General features: G+C 42.1%; 28 protein-coding genes. 14 read left to right on the top strand and 14 right to left on the bottom strand.

What is annotated here, in order from left to right; genetic code table 11:
* Window positions 1–122 precede the first annotated feature (122 nt).
* The 9 genes from BuS5_RS04615 to BuS5_RS04575 all read right to left on the bottom strand — a co-directional run bounded on the left by BuS5_RS04615 (window position 123) and on the right by BuS5_RS04575 (window position 3,466).
* Complete coding sequence (locus BuS5_RS04615) at window positions 123–410, bottom strand: type II toxin-antitoxin system RelE family toxin (protein WP_027355089.1); 288 nt, start codon at window positions 408–410, stop codon at window positions 123–125.
* A complete protein-coding gene (locus BuS5_RS04610; RefSeq protein ID WP_027355088.1) occupies window positions 403–591 on the bottom strand; it encodes a hypothetical protein in 189 nt (62 codons plus the stop codon). Before BuS5_RS04610 ends, BuS5_RS04615 begins: the two co-directional genes overlap by 8 nt.
* A gap of 32 nt (window positions 592–623) precedes the next feature.
* Entirely contained in the window at window positions 624–830 is a 207-nt protein-coding gene (locus BuS5_RS04605) for a hypothetical protein (RefSeq protein ID WP_027355087.1), read from the bottom strand.
* Window positions 831–945: 115 nt separating this feature from the next.
* Window positions 946–1,323: a four helix bundle protein gene (locus tag BuS5_RS04600; protein WP_027355086.1), complete on the bottom strand. Its 378-nt coding sequence runs from the start codon at window positions 1,321–1,323 to the stop codon at window positions 946–948.
* 196 nt (window positions 1,324–1,519) lie between these two features.
* Window positions 1,520–1,939, bottom strand: a complete 420-nt coding sequence (locus BuS5_RS04595; RefSeq protein WP_027355085.1) for a type II toxin-antitoxin system VapC family toxin — start codon at window positions 1,937–1,939, stop codon at window positions 1,520–1,522.
* The gene (locus BuS5_RS04590) at window positions 1,936–2,217 is read right to left on the bottom strand and encodes a type II toxin-antitoxin system Phd/YefM family antitoxin (RefSeq protein ID WP_035266663.1); all 282 of its coding nucleotides are present in this window, start codon (window positions 2,215–2,217) and stop codon (window positions 1,936–1,938) included. Before BuS5_RS04590 ends, BuS5_RS04595 begins: the two co-directional genes overlap by 4 nt.
* 177 nt (window positions 2,218–2,394) lie before the next feature.
* Window positions 2,395–2,715, bottom strand: a complete 321-nt coding sequence (locus BuS5_RS04585) for a GxxExxY protein (protein ID WP_255342839.1) — start codon at window positions 2,713–2,715, stop codon at window positions 2,395–2,397.
* A 35-nt stretch (window positions 2,716–2,750) separates the two neighbouring features.
* Window positions 2,751–2,957, bottom strand: a complete 207-nt coding sequence (locus BuS5_RS04580) for a hypothetical protein (RefSeq protein WP_274428043.1) — start codon at window positions 2,955–2,957, stop codon at window positions 2,751–2,753.
* Window positions 2,958–3,154: 197 nt separating this feature from the next.
* Window positions 3,155–3,466 (bottom strand): hypothetical protein, encoded by a 312-nt coding sequence (locus BuS5_RS04575; RefSeq protein WP_274428042.1) that lies wholly within the window; start codon window positions 3,464–3,466, stop codon window positions 3,155–3,157.
* A 285-nt stretch (window positions 3,467–3,751) separates the two neighbouring features.
* Between BuS5_RS04575 and BuS5_RS04570 the strand changes: the two genes are divergently transcribed.
* From BuS5_RS04570 to BuS5_RS04550, 5 genes are all read left to right on the top strand, one after another.
* The gene (locus BuS5_RS04570) at window positions 3,752–4,138 is read left to right on the top strand and encodes a hypothetical protein (protein ID WP_274427635.1); all 387 of its coding nucleotides are present in this window, start codon (window positions 3,752–3,754) and stop codon (window positions 4,136–4,138) included.
* Complete coding sequence (gene tnpB, locus BuS5_RS04565) at window positions 4,135–4,497, top strand: IS66 family insertion sequence element accessory protein TnpB (protein WP_274427634.1); 363 nt, start codon at window positions 4,135–4,137, stop codon at window positions 4,495–4,497. The genes BuS5_RS04570 and tnpB (BuS5_RS04565) overlap by 4 nt, the downstream gene beginning before the upstream one ends.
* Before the next feature lie 53 nt (window positions 4,498–4,550).
* On the top strand, window positions 4,551–5,423 hold the full coding sequence (locus BuS5_RS04560; RefSeq protein ID WP_274427862.1) for a DUF4338 domain-containing protein: 873 nt from the start codon (window positions 4,551–4,553) through the stop codon (window positions 5,421–5,423).
* Window positions 5,420–6,979: an IS66 family transposase gene (gene tnpC, locus BuS5_RS04555; protein WP_274427632.1), complete on the top strand. Its 1,560-nt coding sequence runs from the start codon at window positions 5,420–5,422 to the stop codon at window positions 6,977–6,979. The genes BuS5_RS04560 and tnpC (BuS5_RS04555) overlap by 4 nt, the downstream gene beginning before the upstream one ends.
* Window positions 6,980–7,082: 103 nt before the next feature.
* Entirely contained in the window at window positions 7,083–7,901 is an 819-nt protein-coding gene (locus BuS5_RS04550) for a transposase (RefSeq protein ID WP_274428041.1), read from the top strand.
* 29 nt (window positions 7,902–7,930) lie between these two features.
* On the opposite strand, the gene BuS5_RS04545 is transcribed toward BuS5_RS04550, so the two are convergent.
* Window positions 7,931–8,593 carry an HNH endonuclease signature motif containing protein gene (locus BuS5_RS04545; protein ID WP_274428040.1) on the bottom strand — a complete coding sequence of 221 codons (663 nt, stop codon included), beginning with the start codon at window positions 8,591–8,593 and terminating at the stop codon, window positions 7,931–7,933.
* Between the two features lie 305 nt (window positions 8,594–8,898).
* Window positions 8,899–10,272 carry a group II intron reverse transcriptase/maturase gene (gene ltrA, locus BuS5_RS04540; RefSeq protein WP_036019348.1) on the bottom strand — a complete coding sequence of 458 codons (1,374 nt, stop codon included), beginning with the start codon at window positions 10,270–10,272 and terminating at the stop codon, window positions 8,899–8,901.
* 838 nt (window positions 10,273–11,110) lie between these two features.
* Here ltrA (BuS5_RS04540) and BuS5_RS04535 point away from each other — a divergent pair.
* From BuS5_RS04535 to BuS5_RS04495, 9 genes are all read left to right on the top strand, one after another.
* On the top strand, window positions 11,111–11,497 hold the full coding sequence (locus tag BuS5_RS04535; RefSeq protein ID WP_274427635.1) for a hypothetical protein: 387 nt from the start codon (window positions 11,111–11,113) through the stop codon (window positions 11,495–11,497).
* The gene (tnpB, locus tag BuS5_RS04530) at window positions 11,494–11,856 is read left to right on the top strand and encodes an IS66 family insertion sequence element accessory protein TnpB (RefSeq protein WP_274427634.1); all 363 of its coding nucleotides are present in this window, start codon (window positions 11,494–11,496) and stop codon (window positions 11,854–11,856) included. Before BuS5_RS04535 ends, tnpB (BuS5_RS04530) begins: the two co-directional genes overlap by 4 nt.
* Before the next feature lie 53 nt (window positions 11,857–11,909).
* Window positions 11,910–12,782 (top strand): DUF4338 domain-containing protein, encoded by an 873-nt coding sequence (locus tag BuS5_RS04525; protein ID WP_274427633.1) that lies wholly within the window; start codon window positions 11,910–11,912, stop codon window positions 12,780–12,782.
* On the top strand, window positions 12,779–14,149 hold the full coding sequence (locus BuS5_RS04520; protein WP_274428039.1) for an IS66 family transposase: 1,371 nt from the start codon (window positions 12,779–12,781) through the stop codon (window positions 14,147–14,149). The genes BuS5_RS04525 and BuS5_RS04520 overlap by 4 nt, the downstream gene beginning before the upstream one ends.
* 50 nt (window positions 14,150–14,199) lie before the next feature.
* Window positions 14,200–14,586, top strand: coding sequence for a hypothetical protein (locus tag BuS5_RS04515; protein WP_274427635.1), 387 nt, complete (start codon window positions 14,200–14,202; stop codon window positions 14,584–14,586).
* Window positions 14,583–14,945, top strand: coding sequence for an IS66 family insertion sequence element accessory protein TnpB (gene tnpB / locus BuS5_RS04510; protein WP_274427634.1), 363 nt, complete (start codon window positions 14,583–14,585; stop codon window positions 14,943–14,945). Before BuS5_RS04515 ends, tnpB (BuS5_RS04510) begins: the two co-directional genes overlap by 4 nt.
* Before the next feature lie 53 nt (window positions 14,946–14,998).
* The gene (locus tag BuS5_RS04505) at window positions 14,999–15,871 is read left to right on the top strand and encodes a DUF4338 domain-containing protein (protein WP_274427862.1); all 873 of its coding nucleotides are present in this window, start codon (window positions 14,999–15,001) and stop codon (window positions 15,869–15,871) included.
* A complete protein-coding gene (gene tnpC / locus BuS5_RS04500) occupies window positions 15,868–17,427 on the top strand; it encodes an IS66 family transposase (RefSeq protein WP_274427632.1) in 1,560 nt (519 codons plus the stop codon). Before BuS5_RS04505 ends, tnpC (BuS5_RS04500) begins: the two co-directional genes overlap by 4 nt.
* A gap of 111 nt (window positions 17,428–17,538) precedes the next feature.
* Window positions 17,539–18,159 carry an IS66 family transposase gene (locus tag BuS5_RS04495; RefSeq protein ID WP_274427861.1) on the top strand — a complete coding sequence of 207 codons (621 nt, stop codon included), beginning with the start codon at window positions 17,539–17,541 and terminating at the stop codon, window positions 18,157–18,159.
* A gap of 444 nt (window positions 18,160–18,603) precedes the next feature.
* On the opposite strand, the gene BuS5_RS04490 is transcribed toward BuS5_RS04495, so the two are convergent.
* The 3 genes from BuS5_RS04490 to ltrA (BuS5_RS04480) all read right to left on the bottom strand — a co-directional run bounded on the left by BuS5_RS04490 (window position 18,604) and on the right by ltrA (BuS5_RS04480) (window position 22,750).
* Window positions 18,604–19,750, bottom strand: a protein-coding gene (locus tag BuS5_RS04490; protein WP_274428166.1) for an IS3 family transposase whose coding sequence is annotated in 2 segments (ribosomal slippage) — window positions 18,604–19,450 and window positions 19,449–19,750 — 1,149 coding nt in all. Because the reading frame shifts where the segments join, the coding sequence is not laid out codon by codon here.
* 71 nt (window positions 19,751–19,821) lie between these two features.
* The gene (gene tnpC / locus BuS5_RS04485) at window positions 19,822–21,237 is read right to left on the bottom strand and encodes an IS66 family transposase (RefSeq protein WP_274428038.1); all 1,416 of its coding nucleotides are present in this window, start codon (window positions 21,235–21,237) and stop codon (window positions 19,822–19,824) included.
* 139 nt (window positions 21,238–21,376) lie between these two features.
* Window positions 21,377–22,750, bottom strand: coding sequence for a group II intron reverse transcriptase/maturase (gene ltrA, locus BuS5_RS04480; protein ID WP_036019348.1), 1,374 nt, complete (start codon window positions 22,748–22,750; stop codon window positions 21,377–21,379).
* Window positions 22,751–23,135 lie beyond the last annotated feature (385 nt).

Below are 23,135 nucleotides of genomic sequence, written 5' to 3'. Positions count from 1 at the left end.
TGAATGTCCAACATTATGCTTGTCCAATAAATTACTGGAGAATAGTCTAACTACCTGAATAATAAGGCTTTACGCATTTCTATTCACTTTGTACGTTCCGAGGTCTGTATTACCAATATAACTTACTTTATACGATCTCTGAGGATTTTATAAAAACTTTCCCTTTTAGCGATCATTAGCACATTAATAATAAAATCGTTTTCTTCAAGCAGATATGCGATTCGATATTGCACTTTTCCAATTTTAACATGGTACGAACGAATGCCAGACAACGGCCCAGTCAGTTCTTTTCCGTCATGTGGTTCCGATAATAGCTTTGGGAGCCATATATTCTTTATTTTTTTTCGTACACCTATATCAATTTTTCTCAGATCTTTTTTAACTACTGGATGATATTGCTCCTTATACATCGAACACTCCATCCCTTGACAGGAATTTGAAACCATCTGCTTCCACTTCTTTTTTTCGTTTTATCAATTCCAGCCCTTCATCATTAAGCAAAAGGCAAAGAGTCTCTATCTCTTTTACATCCATGCTGTTAATTATATCTGCTATGTTTTCTAATGGAATGTTAATGCTTACTTGTGCCATCTCGCTCCTCCTGGTGAGAATTGGGGACATTGTTACAGTATGTTACTCAGATAATTGTCTATAATTTTTGTATTGTCAAGAATTTTCCTTCCTCTCTGCCGGCAGTCGCTCACACCTCTGCCACTTATTCGCAGGATGCGCGCCACGTCATCACCACGATAATCCAGTTTGTCCACAGCAAGGTAACAGACTTCTGCCCTTGCCTGGCTGAGGTAGCGCTTCCGGCTTTTGGAAATCAAATCCTTAATTTTAATCTTACGTTTGGCACAGACCCTTGAAAGAGGTCGGAGATCAGAGATCAGAGGTCGGAGATCAGAGATCAGAGGTCGGAGGTCGGAGGTCGGAGGTCGGAGGTCAGGATTTCAGGATGAATGGACCGGGATTTTTTAACATTGAACCGAGCATTTTGCCTACTGATCTACATCTTTCCGTTAAACGATCATGATCCGCTATACTTAAATATCCACAATCTCTGGCGAAATTTAACCATGTATCAGTTTCGCTGTTTTCACCATCAACATCGGTTAATTTGCTTATAAAATGAGCCTCGTATCTACGTTTTGCCCAAGCTTCTCTGAGGTTGCTGCATACCGATCGTGATGATCTCCTGATTTGATCTGTCAGAGAATATTTTTCTTCAAATGGCCATGCTTTGCTGAATTCAAATATCTCCATGGCCAGTTCATAGGCAGCCTTATACACCTTAAGATCTTTTGCTGAATTTATGAGCATATGCAGGCTATTATATCCAAATGCTTTTCCCTGATTTCCGGCCTTTGGCCATTACGTGCTGCAGTACACCTGGGGCGTCGAGTCTGGCTTGGCGTGGCATAGTATTTTTGGATTCTCTGCGAGAATTAACGCTGTTACAATAGGTTTTACAGCCCGGTTTTGCTTGACCAGATCAACTATTCCGTCTGTGCCCTTTTCATGCATTATGCCAGTTTTCAATTTTCAGCCTTAAAAACTGTTTAAAATCATCAATGTTCCGTGTTACCAGAATCAGACCATTCACCATGGATATTGCCGCAATCTGTCCATCAACAAATGGCGGAGTTAAGCCTTTTGAGGATAATCTGGCACGTTCCCCGGCATGCCACTCTGCTGCCCTGTCGTCATAAGGAAGAATAAGCATCGTGCGTTTAACGATGTCATTAAGAAATGAAGCAATAATTTCACGTTTACGGGACTGCGGAAGGCGCTGATAACCAAATTGAAGTTCATGCCAAACCGGAGCAGCAGTGACTATTTCGTGCTGGCGTCTTTCAAGCATATTCATGACCGATTTATCAGGGACTGTTTTCACGGCCTCTGAAAGTACGTTTGTATCAATGAGATATTTCATCATCTTAACTCAATTCCTCTTCCGGAAGACAGATCTCGAAGCCCGTTGAAATCCCTGTCAGAAATCTCAATCCCTTCATCCTCAGTTTTTCGCCGAAATTCCGAAATGGCATTCCAAAAACCCGTATATTTGCGACTGAGCCGTTCATATTCTTGAATCGACAGCAATATTGCAACCGGTTTTCCTCGTCTGGTCAACTCGACATATGGCCCCTTTTCGACATAATGAACAATGGTGGGAAGTCTGTTTTTTGCTTCAGCTATGGAAAATTGCTTTTGCATTATTATCACCTCCTTGATATATTATCTTTTTATCCATTATAGCCATCTTTATAGCCGTAATCAAGAAAATAACCAAAAGCTTATCTCTCACAGAGCTCTCAGAGGACACAGAGAAAAAATATTATTTAAAAAAAAAGAGCGTTCCCCTCTGCGGACTCTGCGAGAGTTTTTTTATCCTTATGGTGTGTTGATGATTCTTGTTATTCCATTCTTGAGCAAAACTTCGTTAAAATTTATCAAAAGTCCAAGTGGTTTCTCTGTCAATTTCAAGTAAGTAAGGAGTTGCTTTTTATGAACAGCCTTTACTGCCTCAACTGATTTCAATTCCACTATAACTGTTGATTCAACAAGTAAATCAATCCGAAACCCAATGTCAGTAATTTTTCTGCCGGAATAGACAACTGGAATTTCCACTTCAGTCTCAACCTTCATACCCATATCTGACAGTTCAATCGCCATGCATTTCTGGTATACCGATTCCAAAAGACGTGGCCCCAGTAAAGCAATGGGGACGTCTATGATATTATGCGTTTTTACGCTATCAACTCAAATCTGTTTTCTCTTTCAATTTTTTCACCTCTTATGGATGAACGACTTACCGCTGATTGGCATATATTCAGCTTTTTTCCAATTTCAATGGTTGTCATGCCGAGCTTTCGACGAGCCCAAAAACATAAAAGACTTCGCGCTTTCACTGTTGGCGGTGATTTCCCGAAAGCCGTTACCTGCTCAATCTCCATGCCCATCACTTCGGCAACCCGCTGTATTACCCGATTGAAATCATAACCTTTGGCTCTTAATTTAGACCTCGTACTTTTAGCAATATTAATTAGACGCTATGACATCTAATAATCTGAATATATTTATAATTAAAACTATAGTGTAAAGCTGCATAAAAATTGGACACGGCAATTTTTATGCCATCATGTTGTTTAAATTAATCCAATAAGTTAGAAATAAAGTTTATAAAAACATTGTCGAATTCAAATACCGAGGTCTGTAATTCATATTTCTGCTCAAATTCTTCTTCGGCGGCCTTTAAAACATTTTCAACAAAATCACTGTCACCTAAAATGCGTTCATCTCCCTTAACACGTATGCCTGCTTTGCGAAAATCTTTGAGAACCGACCAGCCGCCTATACTCCTTAATAATCCACCACCGGTAAGATCCTGCCTTTTACCTGCGCTTATACCTTTTTCCACAAACGCTCGATACCCTTTTATTGCCGGAAAACAGTTTATAAACATAATCGATATTCTGCCATTCCTCACTGGCTTTATTTATAAGAACACTGTGACCGCACCACTTATATTTATCCAGGCTTTTCATATCTTCCACAAGACCCGCCCTCAACGGGTTTAAGTGGATATAACGCACCAATTCCTTTAGATATATATCTTCCTGGCATAAAATTGACTTGTACCTGTTTTGAAAAAGTTGGTGTCCTTTCGGCAAGCGTGCATGAAAAACAAATTCAAATAAGGTAGTATCGGTCATTCAAATCACGTAATATTATATAAGGAGGATGACCGATGAATCTTATGCAGCCTTCAGGCGAGTACAGTCTGGATGAAGTACGGGAAAAATTTAAACAATGGCGTAACAGCCGGGATAGAGGTAAAGCCATTCCGGAAGCATTATGGGAAGCCGCTGCCTCGTTATACCCTGCCTATTCTCTGCACCGTATATCAAAAGCCTTGAGCCTCAACCATACCAAGCTAAAGCATTACGTCCAGAATATATCACCAAATCCGTCCGTGCCGACGGCATCTTTCATCGAACTTGATGTAGCCCAAGCCCCTTTGCCTTTCAAGGGCATTATCGAGATGCAACATCAGAACGGTGCCAGGATGACAATGCAAATTGCGGACAGTTCTGACTTGATCAATATAACCCAACAGTTTTGGAGTCAGCCATGATTCAGATAACTCCGCAAATGCGTATCCTGCTGGCCATAGACCCGGTGGATTTCAGAAAAGGTATCGACGGTCTAAATGCTGTTTGTCGGCAGGTGCTGCGCTCCGATCCATTTTCAGGGTATGTTTTTATTTTTCGTAATAAAAAGGCAACTGCCATAAAGATCATTATGTATGATGGCCAAGGATTCTGGATGTGTCAGAAAAGGCTGTCTAAGGGACGTTTCAACTGGTGGCCAAACAAATCCGGTGAGGCGGTCAGGCCTCTGGCCGTTCATGAACTGCAGCTTCTGATCTGGAACGGTAATCCTGTAAAGGCTCATGTTGCACCATTGTGGCGGCCAATTCCTGTAAAAAAATAGAAAAAAATATTTAATGACTTGCGTTCCAGTAAAAAATGTGATATTTGATGCCCATGTTTACGTATAGAGGCAGAGTCGTTACTGACAAAGATATTATTTTTATCAAGGAGCTTATTGCTCAAAATCCGGATGCCAGCCGCCGGGCGCTTTCCAGAAAACTGTGCATAGCCTGGAATTGGGTCCAGGCCAATGGGGCATTGCGTGATATGGTCTGTCGGGGTATGATGTTAGAACTGCACCGTGCAGGATTCATACGTCTGCCGGACAAAAAATGTAATCCCCATAATCCATTTGTAGAACGTAGAAAACCTAAAAAAATTCAGATCAATCAAACTTTACTGGAAACAAAATTAGCCAAAATACGGCCGCTTGAATTTTGCCAGGTACGCAGAAGCCCGCATGAAAAAATGTTCAACAGCCTGATCGAGTATTACCATTATCTGGGTTACTGCCATTCAGTGGGCGAACAGCTGAAATACATCGTTTATACTGATGGGCGGCCAATAGCATGTTTTGCCTGGTCTTCTGCAGCGAGGCATATAGGCTGCAGGGACAGGTTTATCGGCTGGGATGCGAAGACGCGTAAAAAAAATCTGCACCTTTTGGCGTATAATACACGATTTTTAATTCTACCATGGGTGCGCGTACCACATCTGGCCTCCCATCTTCTTGGTCACATGATAAAAATCTTGGCCCTGGATTGGCGTAAAATCTACAATCATCCCATCTGGTACCTTGAAACTTTTGTGGACAAAACCCGTTTTGCCGGTACCTGTTACAAGGCTGCGAACTGGAAGTATCTTGGAGACACCACCGGCAGGGGTAAAAATGATCAGACATTTAAACCGAACCGATCTATAAAGGCTGTTTGGGGATATCCATTAGCCAAAAATTTTCGCAGCCTTTTACGGGGGGACACACAGTGAAGACCCCGGAACGTATAGACCTGGACGTCAAGCAGTTAGATGCTCTTTTAAAGCGTGTTAAAGAACTGTTGCCACCTGAGGACTATGAACTCATCAAGGCTATGGCTGACACTATCTACCTTTTAAGTCAGTGTGTGGACAATAAAGCCGCCTCCATACGACGGCTGTTGCGCATGCTGTTTGGTGCAACTACCGAAAAAACTGGAAAAACAAAGGCTCACCCAAAAAAGAAGAATTCTGTTAAAGCTAAAAAAGGTCATGGCCGCAAACCTGCTAAAAATTATACCGGGGCAAAAAAAGTCAGAGTCTTCCATGATACTCTTAAACCTGGAGACAACTGCCCTGAATGTTTAAAGGGCAAGGTATATGAATTAAAGGAGCCGCAGCGAATCATACGCATCACCGGAAACGCTCCATTAAGTGGAACTGTCTATGAAATGCAGCGTTTACGCTGTAATCTCTGTGGAGCAATTTTCACCGCATCGACACCTGAAAATGTGGGTGAAGACAAATATGATGCAAAAGCCAAGGCCATGATTGCTCTTTTGAAATATGGTACCGGTATGCCATTTAACAGACTTAAAGATCTTCAGCAAAGTCTTGGCATACCATTGCCTGCATCGACACAGTTCGAGATTGTCGATCAAATGGCAATGGAACTTACTCCGATTTATCAGGAATTTATCCGTCAGGGCGCTCAGGGCGATATCATTCATAATGATGACACCACTATGAAGGTTTTGTCCCTGATGAAGGAAAACAAAGAAAATAACCCGGAACGTAAAGGTATATTTACCACGGGTATACTGTCAAAAACCGATGATCATAAAATTGCACTGTTTTTTACCGGCCGTCAGCATGCCGGAGAAAACTTGATGGATTTACTTAAGCGTCGTATTGGTCTGAGCCCACCCATTCAGATGTGTGATGCTCTGTCCAGAAATGTTCCCAAAGAATTCGAAACTCTGCTGGCAAATTGTCTTACACATGGACGAAGACAGTTTGTTGACGTACTGCAAAGCTTCCCGGAAGAGTGCAGTTATGTACTCGAAATCCTCGCAGAGGTATATAAAAATGATAAGATTACCAAAGAACAGAACATGGAAGCTGAAGAACGGCTACGGTTTCATCAGGACAACAGCGGTCCGCTGATGAAAAAGCTCAACACCTGGTTTCACAAACAAATAGACCAACATTTGGTGGAGCCCAACAGCGGGCTGGGCCAGGCTATTGGCTACATGCTCAAACATTGGGAGGCGTTGACCCTTTTTCTCAGGGAACCAGGTGTACCTTTGGACAACAATATTTGCGAACAGGCTTTGAAAAAGGTCGTTCTGCATCGCAAGAATGCTCTGTTTTATAAAACTGAGCATGGTGCCATGGTAGGTGATCTGTTCATGAGTCTGATTCATACCTGTAATTTATCCGGTACCAATCCTTTTGATTACCTGACAGCACTGCTGGAACATGCCTCTGAGTTGTCAGAATCCCCAGATAAATGGATGCCGTGGAATTATAAATCCGCACTGATTGAACCGGACAATCCTGAAGCATAAAATCACTTTTTAATATTTCCATCCTGATTGATCAGCCGGGTGCCTGCAAAAAACAGGCACCTAACCGCTGACTGCTTACCTACGCCAAATTTTTTTTTGCGCTATGCACGCTTGCCGAAAGGACACAAATATTCTTCCAATTTTAGATCCCTTAGCCGTACAAGAACTTTATATTGATTCAGAATATACCAAAGAAAAAGACTTCCATTATTATAAGAAGGTTGTTTTTAAAAATGGTGATATTTTTATTTGTCTAAAAAAAAATAAACAAATTCTTAAATTAATCAAACCTGCTACAGACAGCGATGAAGAATGGGAACCCTTTAACAAGGATGACGAATTCAAGGCAATACAAGTCAAATTACCCAAAACAGGGCTTGAAATGAAAATTGTTATTCTTAGAGATCGAGAAAAAAAAACTGAAAACATACGGTGTTTTAGTTCTACCAACCTGCAACTTCATTCAAAAGACATTCTCCGTAAATATCGTTTTCGTTGGGTTATTGAAAATGGGATCAAGGATCTTGTTTCCAGTTATTTTATAGATGAGATTTTTGGTCTTGATCCAGTAAAAGTTGAATTTGAATTTTATTGTGTTATGGTAGCCAGGCTTGCTTATGAGTATTTTTTAAAAGAATTAGGGGGGCAGTATTATAATAAAGTTGATGGCAATAAATGTACCCTCCAAAAAATGCGTACGCTTCTATTTGAAAAAAGAAACTGTAAAATTGAGCAGGATCATTCCGGCAACTTAATATTGACTCTTTTGGACTGGCAAAAAAAAGGGACTATTGAAGATCATGTCTCAAAAATGCTTTTATCCTTAAAAGAAAAAGGTAAAAATAAAACCTTGTGGTGGAATAATCGTAGTGTTTTTCTGCGCGCTAAAAATCAGTACGATTTTTTAAAAAGTGTCCAATAAAGTCGTCGACAAAATGTCCACCATACAGCTCAGATTTCGTCTGAACATTCATAAATTTTACGAATCCATTTTTCCATATTTTCCCTACGATTCTCTATATCTTCATCTCGGTTAGGTAAATTATAAGGAGCCATATATTTTAAGGATTTCCCGATGTCTTGATACTTATCTAAATCAAACGAATGATAAATCTGTTGAAGATTGTGAATAATTTCGTCTTGTAGTTTTTGGGCTCTTGAGTTAAAGGACCTTAATGGATTTGCAATCCAAGCAATATTGAATAAACAATCAAGAAGGGAAAAGGCTTGTGAGTCGAAGAAATAAGCGTTCTCTCTACCATTTTGAAATAAGCATGAGAACAAATACTGATACTCTGTGATAAATTCTTTAACCCTTTTAATTTCCTCTAAGTCAACATTTACAGCTGTTGAGATATTATTTTCAGATAAAAGTTTTTTGTATTCCTTAAGAGCTTTTCTATCAATAATACCCTTATGCGCCATTTTATGATGTTTATCACAAAGTAATATAAGGTTCTCTCTTCTATTGTCTTTTCGATTCTCATTGATGTGATGTATTTCTAAGTAACTATGTTCTATACAATTTTTAACAGAACAAGTATGACCAGCCTCAACTTCTACGGATCTTCGGATTTCTGCGGGGATATTAGGTCTTTCATTAACATACGCCATATATTTACTCCAACTCTATGATTACTTATTATATTTGATCACTAACGATGAACTCACCGGCCGCCAACATGCGGGGCAAGACCTTCCGCAAACGACAACATTTATGCGGAAGAGAGCGTTTCAAAAAAAGCACCGCGGTTGGCGGTCGGGTTCCAGGTAGGAGCATCGGTTACCCGACGCCCCCCCTACAGACCCGTACGTGAAGATTTCCCTCATACGGTTCCTCGGTTCAAATCCTTTTTACCGGATTATCAACCAAACAGGCGACACCCCGTTTGGCGTATAACTTTGCAGCCCTTACGGCATCAAATATTATGGACTATTCTGGGTAATGGCAGTGGGTATGTTGTGCGCAAGTCCTCGAACATTACTTCGCCCTTGTGACTTCTTCGGCTTAACCATCGACGCCATGCTTTCTCAGTATATTCAAACACAACTTCCAGCACTTTGTAGTTACTTATTACTCCAAAGTACTGGTAAAAACCTCGCAGTTTACTGCAAAGAATCTCATACTGCTCGGCCATTGGCTTATGACGGTTATCCTTGCACCATATCCATATTCTCTTCATAAAACGGCTTGAACGCTTTCTTGCCGTCTTTTTCTTTATTACCATGTACCCTTTTAATGATTTTGACCAGTAAAATGTAAACCCTAAAAAATCAAACGTCCCGTTTCCCTTTCCGCTAATGCGTTTGGAAAATCGAATCAGTTTTGTCTTTTCCGGGTGAAGTGACAGCTCGAACTGTTCGAACCGCCTGGGTAATACATCCATGACACGCAATGCGTCTTTTTCATACTCGAACCCGAGGATGAAATCATCCGCCCAGCGTATGATGGAGCATCTCCCTTTCATCCGGGGGATCACTTCTTTCACGTACCAGTCATCTAAAACATAATGAAGAAAGATATTACTGAGCACAGGGGAAATTACTCCTCCCTGTGGAGTGCCCGTTTCAGAGTACGTCAGGTTGCCTTCCTCCATTACGCCTGCATTCAACCACTTCCCTATCAGGCGAATCATTCCGCCGTCACTTACTCTCCGACGTATCATGTCTTTAAGTAACTCGTGATTAATATTGTCAAATAGTCCTGTAATATCTGCGCTTACTATCCAGCTGATATTCTGCTTCAAGCATTGCTCACGTAAATCTTTGATTGCCATGTGTTGGCTCCGACCTTTTCTGAATGCATGGGAAAAATTGTAAAAATTCCTGTCAAATATGACATTCAATATGGCTGCTGCTGCTTTCTGGACAATTTTATCCTCAAGTACAGGTATGCCAATTGGACGCTTTTTCCCTCCTTCCTTGTCTATCCAGATACGCTTTACAGGAGACGCAACGTACTGTCCTCTCCGCAGTCGTTCATACAGATTATAGAGGTTTTGATCAAGATTTTCGGCATACTCCTTTGCCGTAACCTTGTCCACTCCTGCAGATTTGCTTTTCCGAATTTTACGAAAGGATTGTTTCAGTAAATCAAAGTCTATCCGATGGACTACTGATGTAAATACCAGTTCAGGATTACTTTGAGCAAGCAGCTCGATTTTGATAAGGGATGACCCACCTGTTAACACCGGTGGTTGTCCCCATTCTATCGGTCTGGAATTGCAAGCGACCGTTCTTGCAATTTCTCGGCTTTTTGTTGATATGGTTTGTGACATCTGTGTATCTCCCATAATTCCTGCCAAAAAAACGTTATACCCTGCTTCACCTTCCCTGCAGTGGGTCGCTTGGGCATCACTTCCCCACCTTTCCGATCAAGATAGTTCAATTCTTAATCATCGGTACTATGATCTGCTAAGACTTCCGAATGTTTATCTCAGGTTCGTTCGCTCTTCGCTATCCTCCCCTGATACCTTGTATCGCCCATCTTTTAATGTTTGTGTTTCTGCCAATGGCAGACTCGTTGCAAGGCGGGACATTAAGGTACTCCCCATTGTCAAGACAAAAAACAAGGTTTTTTAAGGTGCGCTTTTGAGCTATAAATAATCCTGAAAATTAAAAAAATAATAGTAAATAAAAAAAATATGTTTCTGTTTATCATAAAAATGTTCATAAACAACTTAACTAATTGATTTAATAAATAATAATACCATTCTAAAATGTTCATAACTTATTGATAAAATGTTTATAACTTTTTTGTATCTCATTAACATACTGTTAAAATTCAATATTAATATGTTTATAACTTATGCCGCACGTTGAATAGGGCATTCACCAAAATATATTATTTTTACAACCTCACATTGATCACCATTGCTGATAAATCTTGCCTGTTACTTCCTTTAATTTGTCCGATCTTAACTATCAATTTCGTAATCATCCGGCAAATTCAAAAAATCTTTTTTCGCCAATTGACTCTCAATTAAATAACCAATTTGACCATTCCTCTTGAGCTGTGAAATCATCCACTGTGGTAATCGTGTCCTTTCGGCAAGCGTGCATGAAAAACAAATTCAAATAAGGTAGTATCGGTCATTCAAATCACGTAATATTATATAAGGAGGATGACCGATGAATCTTATGCAGCCTTCAGGCGAGTACAGTCTGGATGAAGTACGGGAAAAATTTAAACAATGGCGTAACAGCCGGGATAGAGGTAAAGCCATTCCGGAAGCATTATGGGAAGCCGCTGCCTCGTTATACCCTGCCTATTCTCTGCACCGTATATCAAAAGCCTTGAGCCTCAACCATACCAAGCTAAAGCATTACGTCCAGAATATATCACCAAATCCGTCCGTGCCGACGGCATCTTTCATCGAACTTGATGTAGCCCAAGCCCCTTTGCCTTTCAAGGGCATTATCGAGATGCAACATCAGAACGGTGCCAGGATGACAATGCAAATTGCGGACAGTTCTGACTTGATCAATATAACCCAACAGTTTTGGAGTCAGCCATGATTCAGATAACTCCGCAAATGCGTATCCTGCTGGCCATAGACCCGGTGGATTTCAGAAAAGGTATCGACGGTCTAAATGCTGTTTGTCGGCAGGTGCTGCGCTCCGATCCATTTTCAGGGTATGTTTTTATTTTTCGTAATAAAAAGGCAACTGCCATAAAGATCATTATGTATGATGGCCAAGGATTCTGGATGTGTCAGAAAAGGCTGTCTAAGGGACGTTTCAACTGGTGGCCAAACAAATCCGGTGAGGCGGTCAGGCCTCTGGCCGTTCATGAACTGCAGCTTCTGATCTGGAACGGTAATCCTGTAAAGGCTCATGTTGCACCATTGTGGCGGCCAATTCCTGTAAAAAAATAGAAAAAAATATTTAATGACTTGCGTTCCAGTAAAAAATGTGATATTTGATGCCCATGTTTACGTATAGAGGCAGAGTCGTTACTGACAAAGATATTATTTTTATCAAGGAGCTTATTGCTCAAAATCCGGATGCCAGCCGCCGGGCGCTTTCCAGAAAACTGTGCATAGCCTGGAATTGGGTCCAGGCCAATGGGGCATTGCGTGATATGGTCTGTCGGGGTATGATGTTAGAACTGCACCGTGCAGGATTCATACGTCTGCCGGACAAAAAATGTAATCCCCATAATCCATTTGTAGAACGTAGAAAACCTAAAAAAATTCAGATCAATCAAACTTTACTGGAAACAAAATTAGCCAAAATACGGCCGCTTGAATTTTGCCAGGTACGCAGAAGCCCGCATGAAAAAATGTTCAACAGCCTGATCGAGTATTACCATTATCTGGGTTACTGCCATCCAGTGGGCGAACAGCTGAAATACATCGTTTATACTGATGGGCGGCCAATAGCATGTTTTGCCTGGTCTTCTGCAGCGAGGCATATAGGCTGCAGGGACAGGTTTATCGGCTGGGATGCGAAGACGCGTAAAAAAAATCTGCACCTTTTGGCGTATAATACACGATTTTTAATTCTACCATGGGTGCGCGTACCACATCTGGCCTCCCATCTTCTTGGTCACATGATAAAAATCTTGGCCCTGGATTGGCGTAAAATCTACAATCATCCCATCTGGTACCTTGAAACTTTTGTGGACAAAACCCGTTTTGCCGGTACCTGTTACAAGGCTGCGAACTGGAAGTATCTTGGAGACACCACCGGCAGGGGTAAAAATGATCAGACATTTAAACCGAACCGATCTATAAAGGCTGTTTGGGGATATCCATTAGCCAAAAATTTTCGCAGCCTTTTACGGGGGGACACACAGTGAAGACCCCGGAACGTATAGACCTGGACGTCAAGCAGTTAGATGCTCTTTTAAAGCGTGTTAAAGAACTGTTGCCACCTGAGGACTATGAACTCATCAAGGCTATGGCTGACACTATCTACCTTTTAAGTCAGTGTGTGGACAATAAAGCCGCCTCCATACGACGGCTGTTGCGCATGCTGTTTGGTGCAACTACCGAAAAAACTGGAAAAACAAAGGCTCACCCAAAAAAGAAGAATTCTGTTAAAGCTAAAAAAGGTCATGGCCGCAAACCTGCTAAAAATTATACCGGGGCAAAAAAAGTCAGAGTCTTCCATGATACTCTTAAACCTGGAGACAACTGCCCTGAATGTTTAAAGGGCAAGGTATATGAATTAAAGGAGCCGCAGCGAATCATACGCATCACCGGAAACGCTCCATTAAGTGGAACTGTCTATGAAATGCAGCGTTTACGCTGTAATCTCTGTGGAGCAATTTTCACCGCATCGACACCTGAAAATGTGGGTGAAGACAAATATGATGCAAAAGCCAAGGCCATGATTGCTCTTTTGAAATATGGTACCGGTATGCCATTTAACAGACTTAAAGATCTTCAGCAAAGTCTTGGCATACCATTGCCTGCATCGACACAGTTCGAGATTGTCGATCAAATGGCAATGGAACTTACTCCGATTTATCAGGAATTTATCCGTCAGGGCGCTCAGGGCGATATCATTCATAATGATGACACCACTATGAAGGTTTTGTCCCTGATGAAGGAAAACAAAGAAAATAACCCGGAACGTAAAGGTATATTTACCACGGGTATACTGTCAAAAACCGATGATCATAAAATTGCACTGTTTTTTACCGGCCGTCAGCATGCCGGAGAAAACTTGATGGATTTACTTAAGCGTCGTATTGGTCTGAGCCCACCCATTCAGATGTGTGATGCTCTGTCCAGAAATGTTCCCAAAGAATTCGAAACTCTGCTGGCAAATTGTCTTACACATGGACGAAGACAGTTTGTTGACGTACTGCAAAGCTTCCCGGAAGAGTGCAGTTATGTACTCGAAATCCTCGCAGAGGTATATAAAAATGATAAGATTACCAAAGAACAGAACATGGAAGCTGAAGAACGGCTGCGGTTTCATCAGGACAACAGCGGTCCGCTGATGAAAAAGCTCAACACCTGGTTTCACAAACAAATAGACCAACATTTGGTGGAGCCCAACAGCGGGCTGGGCCAGGCTATTGGCTACATGCTCAAACATTGGGAGGCGTTGACCCTTTTTCTCAGGGAACCAGGTGTACCTTTGGACAACAATATTTGCGAACAGGCTTTGAAAGTGTCCTTTCGGCAAGCGTGCATGAAAAACAAATTCAAATAAGGTAGTATCGGTCATTCAAATCACGTAATATTATATAAGGAGGATGACCGATGAATCTTATGCAGCCTTCAGGCGAGTACAGTCTGGATGAAGTACGGGAAAAATTTAAACAATGGCGTAACAGCCGGGATAGAGGTAAAGCCATTCCGGAAGCATTATGGGAAGCCGCTGCCTCGTTATACCCTGCCTATTCTCTGCACCGTATATCAAAAGCCTTGAGCCTCAACCATACCAAGCTAAAGCATTACGTCCAGAATATATCACCAAATCCGTCCGTGCCGACGGCATCTTTCATCGAACTTGATGTAGCCCAAGCCCCTTTGCCTTTCAAGGGCATTATCGAGATGCAACATCAGAACGGTGCCAGGATGACAATGCAAATTGCGGACAGTTCTGACTTGATCAATATAACCCAACAGTTTTGGAGTCAGCCATGATTCAGATAACTCCGCAAATGCGTATCCTGCTGGCCATAGACCCGGTGGATTTCAGAAAAGGTATCGACGGTCTAAATGCTGTTTGTCGGCAGGTGCTGCGCTCCGATCCATTTTCAGGGTATGTTTTTATTTTTCGTAATAAAAAGGCAACTGCCATAAAGATCATTATGTATGATGGCCAAGGATTCTGGATGTGTCAGAAAAGGCTGTCTAAGGGACGTTTCAACTGGTGGCCAAACAAATCCGGTGAGGCGGTCAGGCCTCTGGCCGTTCATGAACTGCAGCTTCTGATCTGGAACGGTAATCCTGTAAAGGCTCATGTTGCACCATTGTGGCGGCCAATTCCTGTAAAAAAATAGAAAAAAATATTTAATGACTTGCGTTCCAGTAAAAAATGTGATATTTGATGCCCATGTTTACGTATAGAGGCAGAGTCGTTACTGACAAAGATATTATTTTTATCAAGGAGCTTATTGCTCAAAATCCGGATGCCAGCCGCCGGGCGCTTTCCAGAAAACTGTGCATAGCCTGGAATTGGGTCCAGGCCAATGGGGCATTGCGTGATATGGTCTGTCGGGGTATGATGTTAGAACTGCACCGTGCAGGATTCATACGTCTGCCGGACAAAAAATGTAATCCCCATAATCCATTTGTAGAACGTAGAAAACCTAAAAAAATTCAGATCAATCAAACTTTACTGGAAACAAAATTAGCCAAAATACGGCCGCTTGAATTTTGCCAGGTACGCAGAAGCCCGCATGAAAAAATGTTCAACAGCCTGATCGAGTATTACCATTATCTGGGTTACTGCCATTCAGTGGGCGAACAGCTGAAATACATCGTTTATACTGATGGGCGGCCAATAGCATGTTTTGCCTGGTCTTCTGCAGCGAGGCATATAGGCTGCAGGGACAGGTTTATCGGCTGGGATGCGAAGACGCGTAAAAAAAATCTGCACCTTTTGGCGTATAATACACGATTTTTAATTCTACCATGGGTGCGCGTACCACATCTGGCCTCCCATCTTCTTGGTCACATGATAAAAATCTTGGCCCTGGATTGGCGTAAAATCTACAATCATCCCATCTGGTACCTTGAAACTTTTGTGGACAAAACCCGTTTTGCCGGTACCTGTTACAAGGCTGCGAACTGGAAGTATCTTGGAGACACCACCGGCAGGGGTAAAAATGATCAAACATTTAAACCGAACCGATCTATAAAGGCTGTTTGGGGATATCCATTAGCCAAAAATTTTCGCAGCCTTTTACGGGGGGACACACAGTGAAGACCCCGGAACGTATAGACCTGGACGTCAAGCAGTTAGATGCTCTTTTAAAGCGTGTTAAAGAACTGTTGCCACCTGAGGACTATGAACTCATCAAGGCTATGGCTGACACTATCTACCTTTTAAGTCAGTGTGTGGACAATAAAGCCGCCTCCATACGACGGCTGTTGCGCATGCTGTTTGGTGCAACTACCGAAAAAACTGGAAAAACAAAGGCTCACCCAAAAAAGAAGAATTCTGTTAAAGCTAAAAAAGGTCATGGCCGCAAACCTGCTAAAAATTATACCGGGGCAAAAAAAGTCAGAGTCTTCCATGATACTCTTAAACCTGGAGACAACTGCCCTGAATGTTTAAAGGGCAAGGTATATGAATTAAAGGAGCCGCAGCGAATCATACGCATCACCGGAAACGCTCCATTAAGTGGAACTGTCTATGAAATGCAGCGTTTACGCTGTAATCTCTGTGGAGCAATTTTCACCGCATCGACACCTGAAAATGTGGGTGAAGACAAATATGATGCAAAAGCCAAGGCCATGATTGCTCTTTTGAAATATGGTACCGGTATGCCATTTAACAGACTTAAAGATCTTCAGCAAAGTCTTGGCATACCATTGCCTGCATCGACACAGTTCGAGATTGTCGATCAAATGGCAATGGAACTTACTCCGATTTATCAGGAATTTATCCGTCAGGGCGCTCAGGGCGATATCATTCATAATGATGACACCACTATGAAGGTTTTGTCCCTGATGAAGGAAAACAAAGAAAATAACCCGGAACGTAAAGGTATATTTACCACGGGTATACTGTCAAAAACCGATGATCATAAAATTGCACTGTTTTTTACCGGCCGTCAGCATGCCGGAGAAAACTTGATGGATTTACTTAAGCGTCGTATTGGTCTGAGCCCACCCATTCAGATGTGTGATGCTCTGTCCAGAAATGTTCCCAAAGAATTCGAAACTCTGCTGGCAAATTGTCTTACACATGGACGAAGACAGTTTGTTGACGTACTGCAAAGCTTCCCGGAAGAGTGCAGTTATGTACTCGAAATCCTCGCAGAGGTATATAAAAATGATAAGATTACCAAAGAACAGAACATGGAAGCTGAAGAACGGCTACGGTTTCATCAGGACAACAGCGGTCCGCTGATGAAAAAGCTCAACACCTGGTTTCACAAACAAATAGACCAACATTTGGTGGAGCCCAACAGCGGGCTGGGCCAGGCTATTGGCTACATGCTCAAACATTGGGAGGCGTTGACCCTTTTTCTCAGGGAACCAGGTGTACCTTTGGACAACAATATTTGCGAACAGGCTTTGAAAAAGGTCGTTCTGCATCGCAAGAATGCTCTGTTTTATAAAACTGAGCATGGTGCCATGGTAGGTGATCTGTTCATGAGTCTGATTCATACCTGTAATTTATCCGGTACCAATCCTTTTGATTACCTGACAGCACTGCTGGAACATGCCTCTGAGTTGTCAGAATCCCCAGATAAATGGATGCCGTGGAATTATAAATCCGCACTGATTGAACCGGACAATCCTGAAGCATAAAATCACTTTTTAATATTTCCATCCTGATTGATCAGCCGGGTGCCTGCAAAAAACAGGCACCTAACCGCTGACTGCTTACCTACGCCAAATTTTTTTTTGCGCTATGCACGCTTGCCGAAAGGACACAAAGAATTCGAAACTCTGCTGGCAAATTGTCTTACACATGGACGAAGACAGTTTGTTGACGTACTGCAAAGCTTCCCGGAAGAGTGCAGTTATGTACTCGAAATCCTCGCAGAGGTATATAAAAATGATAAGATTACCAAAGAACAGAACATGGAAGCTGAAGAACGGCTGCGGTTTCATCAGGACAACAGCGGTCCGCTGATGAAAAAGCTCAACACCTGGTTTCACAAACAAATAGACCAACATTTGGTGGAGCCCAACAGCGGGCTGGGCCAGGCTATTGGCTACATGCTCAAACATTGGGAGGCGTTGACCCTTTTTCTCAGGGAACCAGGTGTACCTTTGGACAACAATATTTGCGAACAGGCTTTGAAAAAGGTCGTTCTGCATCGCAAGAATGCTCTGTTTTATAAAACTGAGCATGGTGCCATGGTAGGTGATCTGTTCATGAGTCTGATTCATACCTGTAATTTATCCGGTACCAATCCTTTTGATTACCTGACAGCACTGCTGGAACATGCCTCTGAGTTGTCAGAATCCCCAGACAAATGGATGCCGTGGAATTATAAATCCGCACTGATTGAACCGGACAATCCTGAAGCATAAAATCACTTTTTAATATTTCCATCCTGATTAATCAGCCGGGTGCCTGCAAAAAAACAGGCACCTAACTGCTGACTGCTTACCTACGCTAAATTTTTTTTTGCGCTATGCACGCTTGCCGAAAGGACACGGTAATCTAATTGTCACAAGCTCTCGTTTCAAATGGTCTGGTTTCTTTTTTCGACCAGCCCCTGCACGTTTTCCTCCTCTCATTTTTTTACCTCCAAAACATATAGTATGTTGAATTAAGTGCAACGCTATTCAAAAAATCATCCTAAAAATACGCTATATATTTGATTAGCGTTATGCAATATTCAAACAAACTCTACTACCAACTGATTATGTGTTGGATAGTACGCTTTTATCTTGTTTGCAGCAGGAAACATTTTTTATAATATCAATACGACTTAATGGTATTCTAATTAATTATACAAAGTGGTTCTGAAATTACCCTGGAAAAGTTTTAAAATATATCTCTGCCGGGGTCTGGTAATCCAAAGATTGATGGAGTCGTTCATTATTGTAAAAGCCAAAATATTCTCCAATGTTTTGAATAGCCTCCCTGACGGTCTCATAATTGTGAAGATAAACACGTTCATATTTCACGGTACGCCAAAGGCGCTCTACGAAAATGTTATCCAGAGCACGGCCCCGGCCGTCCATGCTGATCTTCACATCGGCTTTTTTTAAAACGCCGGTAAAGGCATCACTGGTAAACTGACTGCCTTGATCCGTGTTAAAAATCTTAGGTTTTGCAATTTTTAAGGCACCCTGTAAGGCTTTTATACAAAAATCCTTATCCAATGTGGTTGAAAATTCGTAGCTCAGGACATACCGACTAAACCAGTCTATCACTGCTACAAGATAGATAAAACCTGAATTCAAACGGATATAGGTAATATCCGTTGACCACACCTGGTCAACTTGCTCAATGGAAACGCCTCGCAGCAAGTATGGATAAATTTTATGCTCTTTTGATGCTTTGCTCAAATTTGGTTTTGGATATATAGCTTCAAGTCCCATAAGCCGCATCAAACGTCTTATTCGTTTAGGATTAACAGTGTGCCCTTGTCGCTTTAATACGGCCGTCATTTTTTCAACACCGTAGAACGGATATCGGGTATATTCTTCGTCTATCAATCGCATGAGAGCCAGGTTATAGCTCTCATCTTTGCAGGATTGATAGTAATAGGTTGATCTGTTTATTCCCAAAAGATCACACTGGCGCATTACCGGTATCAAAGAATGATTCGGCTCAATGTATTGACGCTTTATATCAATTGAGAAGGTTAGATTTTTTTTTTAGCCAGTCCAATTCGACCTTTAATTGGCCGATTTGTTGGTAAAGCTCCGCCTGGAATTCTTCAGCGTCTTTTTCTTTTTTTTGACGCTTTTTTGAAAATATATCGGGCAATTCTTCTAATAGACGCTTTCGCCATTGATTTATTTGATTTGAATGAACTCCATATTCACTAGATAGTTGAGAAATCGTCTTTTCCTTTTTAACCGTTTCAAGCGCTACTTTAGCTTTGAATGATGGTGTCCTTTCGGCAAGCGTGCATAGCGCAAAAAAAAATTTGGCGTAGGTAAGCAGTCAGCGGTTAGGTGCCTGTTTTTTGCAGGCACCCGGCTGATCAATCAGGATGGAAATATTAAAAAGTGATTTTATGCTTCAGGATTGTCCGGTTCAATCAGTGCGGATTTATAATTCCACGGCATCCATTTATCTGGGGATTCTGACAACTCAGAGGCATGTTCCAGCAGTGCTGTCAGGTAATCAAAAGGATTGGTACCGGATAAATTACAGGTATGAATCAGACTCATGAACAGATCACCTACCATGGCACCATGCTCAGTTTTATAAAACAGAGCATTCTTGCGATGCAGAACGACCTTTTTCAAAGCCTGTTCGCAAATATTGTTGTCCAAAGGTACACCTGGTTCCCTGAGAAAAAGGGTCAACGCCTCCCAATGTTTGAGCATGTAGCCAATAGCCTGGCCCAGCCCGCTGTTGGGCTCCACCAAATGTTGGTCTATTTGTTTGTGAAACCAGGTGTTGAGCTTTTTCATCAGCGGACCGCTGTTGTCCTGATGAAACCGTAGCCGTTCTTCAGCTTCCATGTTCTGTTCTTTGGTAATCTTATCATTTTTATATACCTCTGCGAGGATTTCGAGTACATAACTGCACTCTTCCGGGAAGCTTTGCAGTACGTCAACAAACTGTCTTCGTCCATGTGTAAGACAATTTGCCAGCAGAGTTTCGAATTCTTTGGGAACATTTCTGGACAGAGCATCACACATCTGAATGGGTGGGCTCAGACCAATACGACGCTTAAGTAAATCCATCAAGTTTTCTCCGGCATGCTGACGGCCGGTAAAAAACAGTGCAATTTTATGATCATCGGTTTTTGACAGTATACCCGTGGTAAATATACCTTTACGTTCCGGGTTATTTTCTTTGTTTTCCTTCATCAGGGACAAAACCTTCATAGTGGTGTCATCATTATGAATGATATCGCCCTGAGCGCCCTGACGGATAAATTCCTGATAAATCGGAGTAAGTTCCATTGCCATTTGATCGACAATCTCGAACTGTGTCGATGCAGGCAATGGTATGCCAAGACTTTGCTGAAGATCTTTAAGTCTGTTAAATGGCATACCGGTACCATATTTCAAAAGAGCAATCATGGCCTTGGCTTTTGCATCATATTTGTCTTCACCCACATTTTCAGGTGTCGATGCGGTGAAAATTGCTCCACAGAGATTACAGCGTAAACGCTGCATTTCATAGACAGTTCCACTTAATGGAGCGTTTCCGGTGATGCGTATGATTCGCTGCGGCTCCTTTAATTCATATACCTTGCCCTTTAAACATTCAGGGCAGTTGTCTCCAGGTTTAAGAGTATCATGGAAGACTCTGACTTTTTTTGCCCCGGTATAATTTTTAGCAGGTTTGCGGCCATGACCTTTTTTAGCTTTAACAGAATTCTTCTTTTTTGGGTGAGCCTTTGTTTTTCCAGTTTTTTCGGTAGTTGCACCAAACAGCATGCGCAACAGCCGTCGTATTCCAGGTAGGAGCATCGGTTACCCGACGCCCCCCCTACAGACCCGTACGTGAAGATTTCCCTCATACGGTTCCTCGGTTCAAATCCTTTTTACCGGATTATCAACCAAACAGGCGACACCCCGTTTGGCGTATAACTTTGCAGCCCTTACGGCATCAAATATTATGGACTATTCTGGGTAATGGCAGTGGGTATGTTGTGCGCAAGTCCTCGAACATTACTTCGCCCTTGTGACTTCTTCGGCTTAACCATCGACGCCATGCTTTCTCAGTATATTCAAACACAACTTCCAGCACTTTGTAGTTACTTATTACTCCAAAGTACTGGTAAAAACCTCGCAGTTTACTGCAAAGAATCTCATACTGCTCGGCCATTGGCTTATGACGGTTATCCTTGCACCATATCCATATTCTCTTCATAAAACGGCTTGAACGCTTTCTTGCCGTCTTTTTCTTTATTACCATGTACCCTTTTAATGATTTTGACCAGTAAAATGTAAACCCTAAAAAATCAAACGTCCCGTTTCCCTTTCCGCTAATGCGTTTGGAAAATCGAATCAGTTTTGTCTTTTCCGGGTGAAGTGACAGCTCGAACTGTTCGAACCGCCTGGGTAATACATCCATGACACGCAATGCGTCTTTTTCATACTCGAACCCGAGGATGAAATCATCCGCCCAGCGTATGATGGAGCATCTCCCTTTCATCCGGGGGATCACTTCTTTCACGTACCAGTCATCTAAAACATAATGAAGAAAGATATTACTGAGCACAGGGGAAATTACTCCTCCCTGTGGAGTGCCCGTTTCAGAGTACGTCAGGTTGCCTTCCTCCATTACGCCTGCATTCAACCACTTCCCTATCAGGCGAATCATTCCGCCGTCACTTACTCTCCGACGTATCATGTCTTTAAGTAACTCGTGATTAATATTGTCAAATAGTCCTGTAATATCTGCGCTTACTATCCAGCTGATATTCTGCTTCAAGCATTGCTCACGTAAATCTTTGATTGCCATGTGTTGGCTCCGACCTTTTCTGAATGCATGGGAAAAATTGTAAAAATTCCTGTCAAATATGACATTCAATATGGCTGCTGCTGCTTTCTGGACAATTTTATCCTCAAGTACAGGTATGCCAATTGGACGCTTTTTCCCTCCTTCCTTGTCTATCCAGATACGCTTTACAGGAGACGCAACGTACTGTCCTCTCCGCAGTCGTTCATACAGATTATAGAGGTTTTGATCAAGATTTTCGGCATACTCCTTTGCCGTAACCTTGTCCACTCCTGCAGATTTGCTTTTCCGAATTTTACGAAAGGATTGTTTCAGTAAATCAAAGTCTATCCGATGGACTACTGATGTAAATACCAGTTCAGGATTACTTTGAGCAAGCAGCTCGATTTTGATAAGGGATGACCCACCTGTTAACACCGGTGGTTGTCCCCATTCTATCGGTCTGGAATTGCAAGCGACCGTTCTTGCAATTTCTCGGCTTTTTGTTGATATGGTTTGTGACATCTGTGTATCTCCCATAATTCCTGCCAAAAAAACGTTATACCCTGCTTCACCTTCCCTGCAGTGGGTCGCTTGGGCATCACTTCCCCACCTTTCCGATCAAGATAGTTCAATTCTTAATCATCGGTACTATGATCTGCTAAGACTTCCGAATGTTTATCTCAGGTTCGTTCGCTCTTCGCTATCCTCCCCTGATACCTTGTATCGCCCATCTTTTAATGTTTGTGTTTCTGCCAATGGCAGACTCGTTGCAAGGCGGGACATTCCTATGCAACGCCGGGATTTCGCTTGCGCTGGATTTCCTGTTACCGTTCTTTTTACCCAAGGAAACATCCGGGTCTCCCAAGTTCCCGAGCTACCCCTTTGAGTACATGCCCTGGTCTAAGACCCCGGTGGTGTCCTG

The sequence above is a fragment of the Desulfosarcina sp. BuS5 genome (assembly GCF_028752835.1).
Taxonomy (GTDB): domain Bacteria; phylum Desulfobacterota; class Desulfobacteria; order Desulfobacterales; family BuS5; genus BuS5.
The sequence above is the reverse complement of the archived record's forward strand: the minus strand, read 5'-3'. Positions and strand labels throughout refer to the sequence as shown.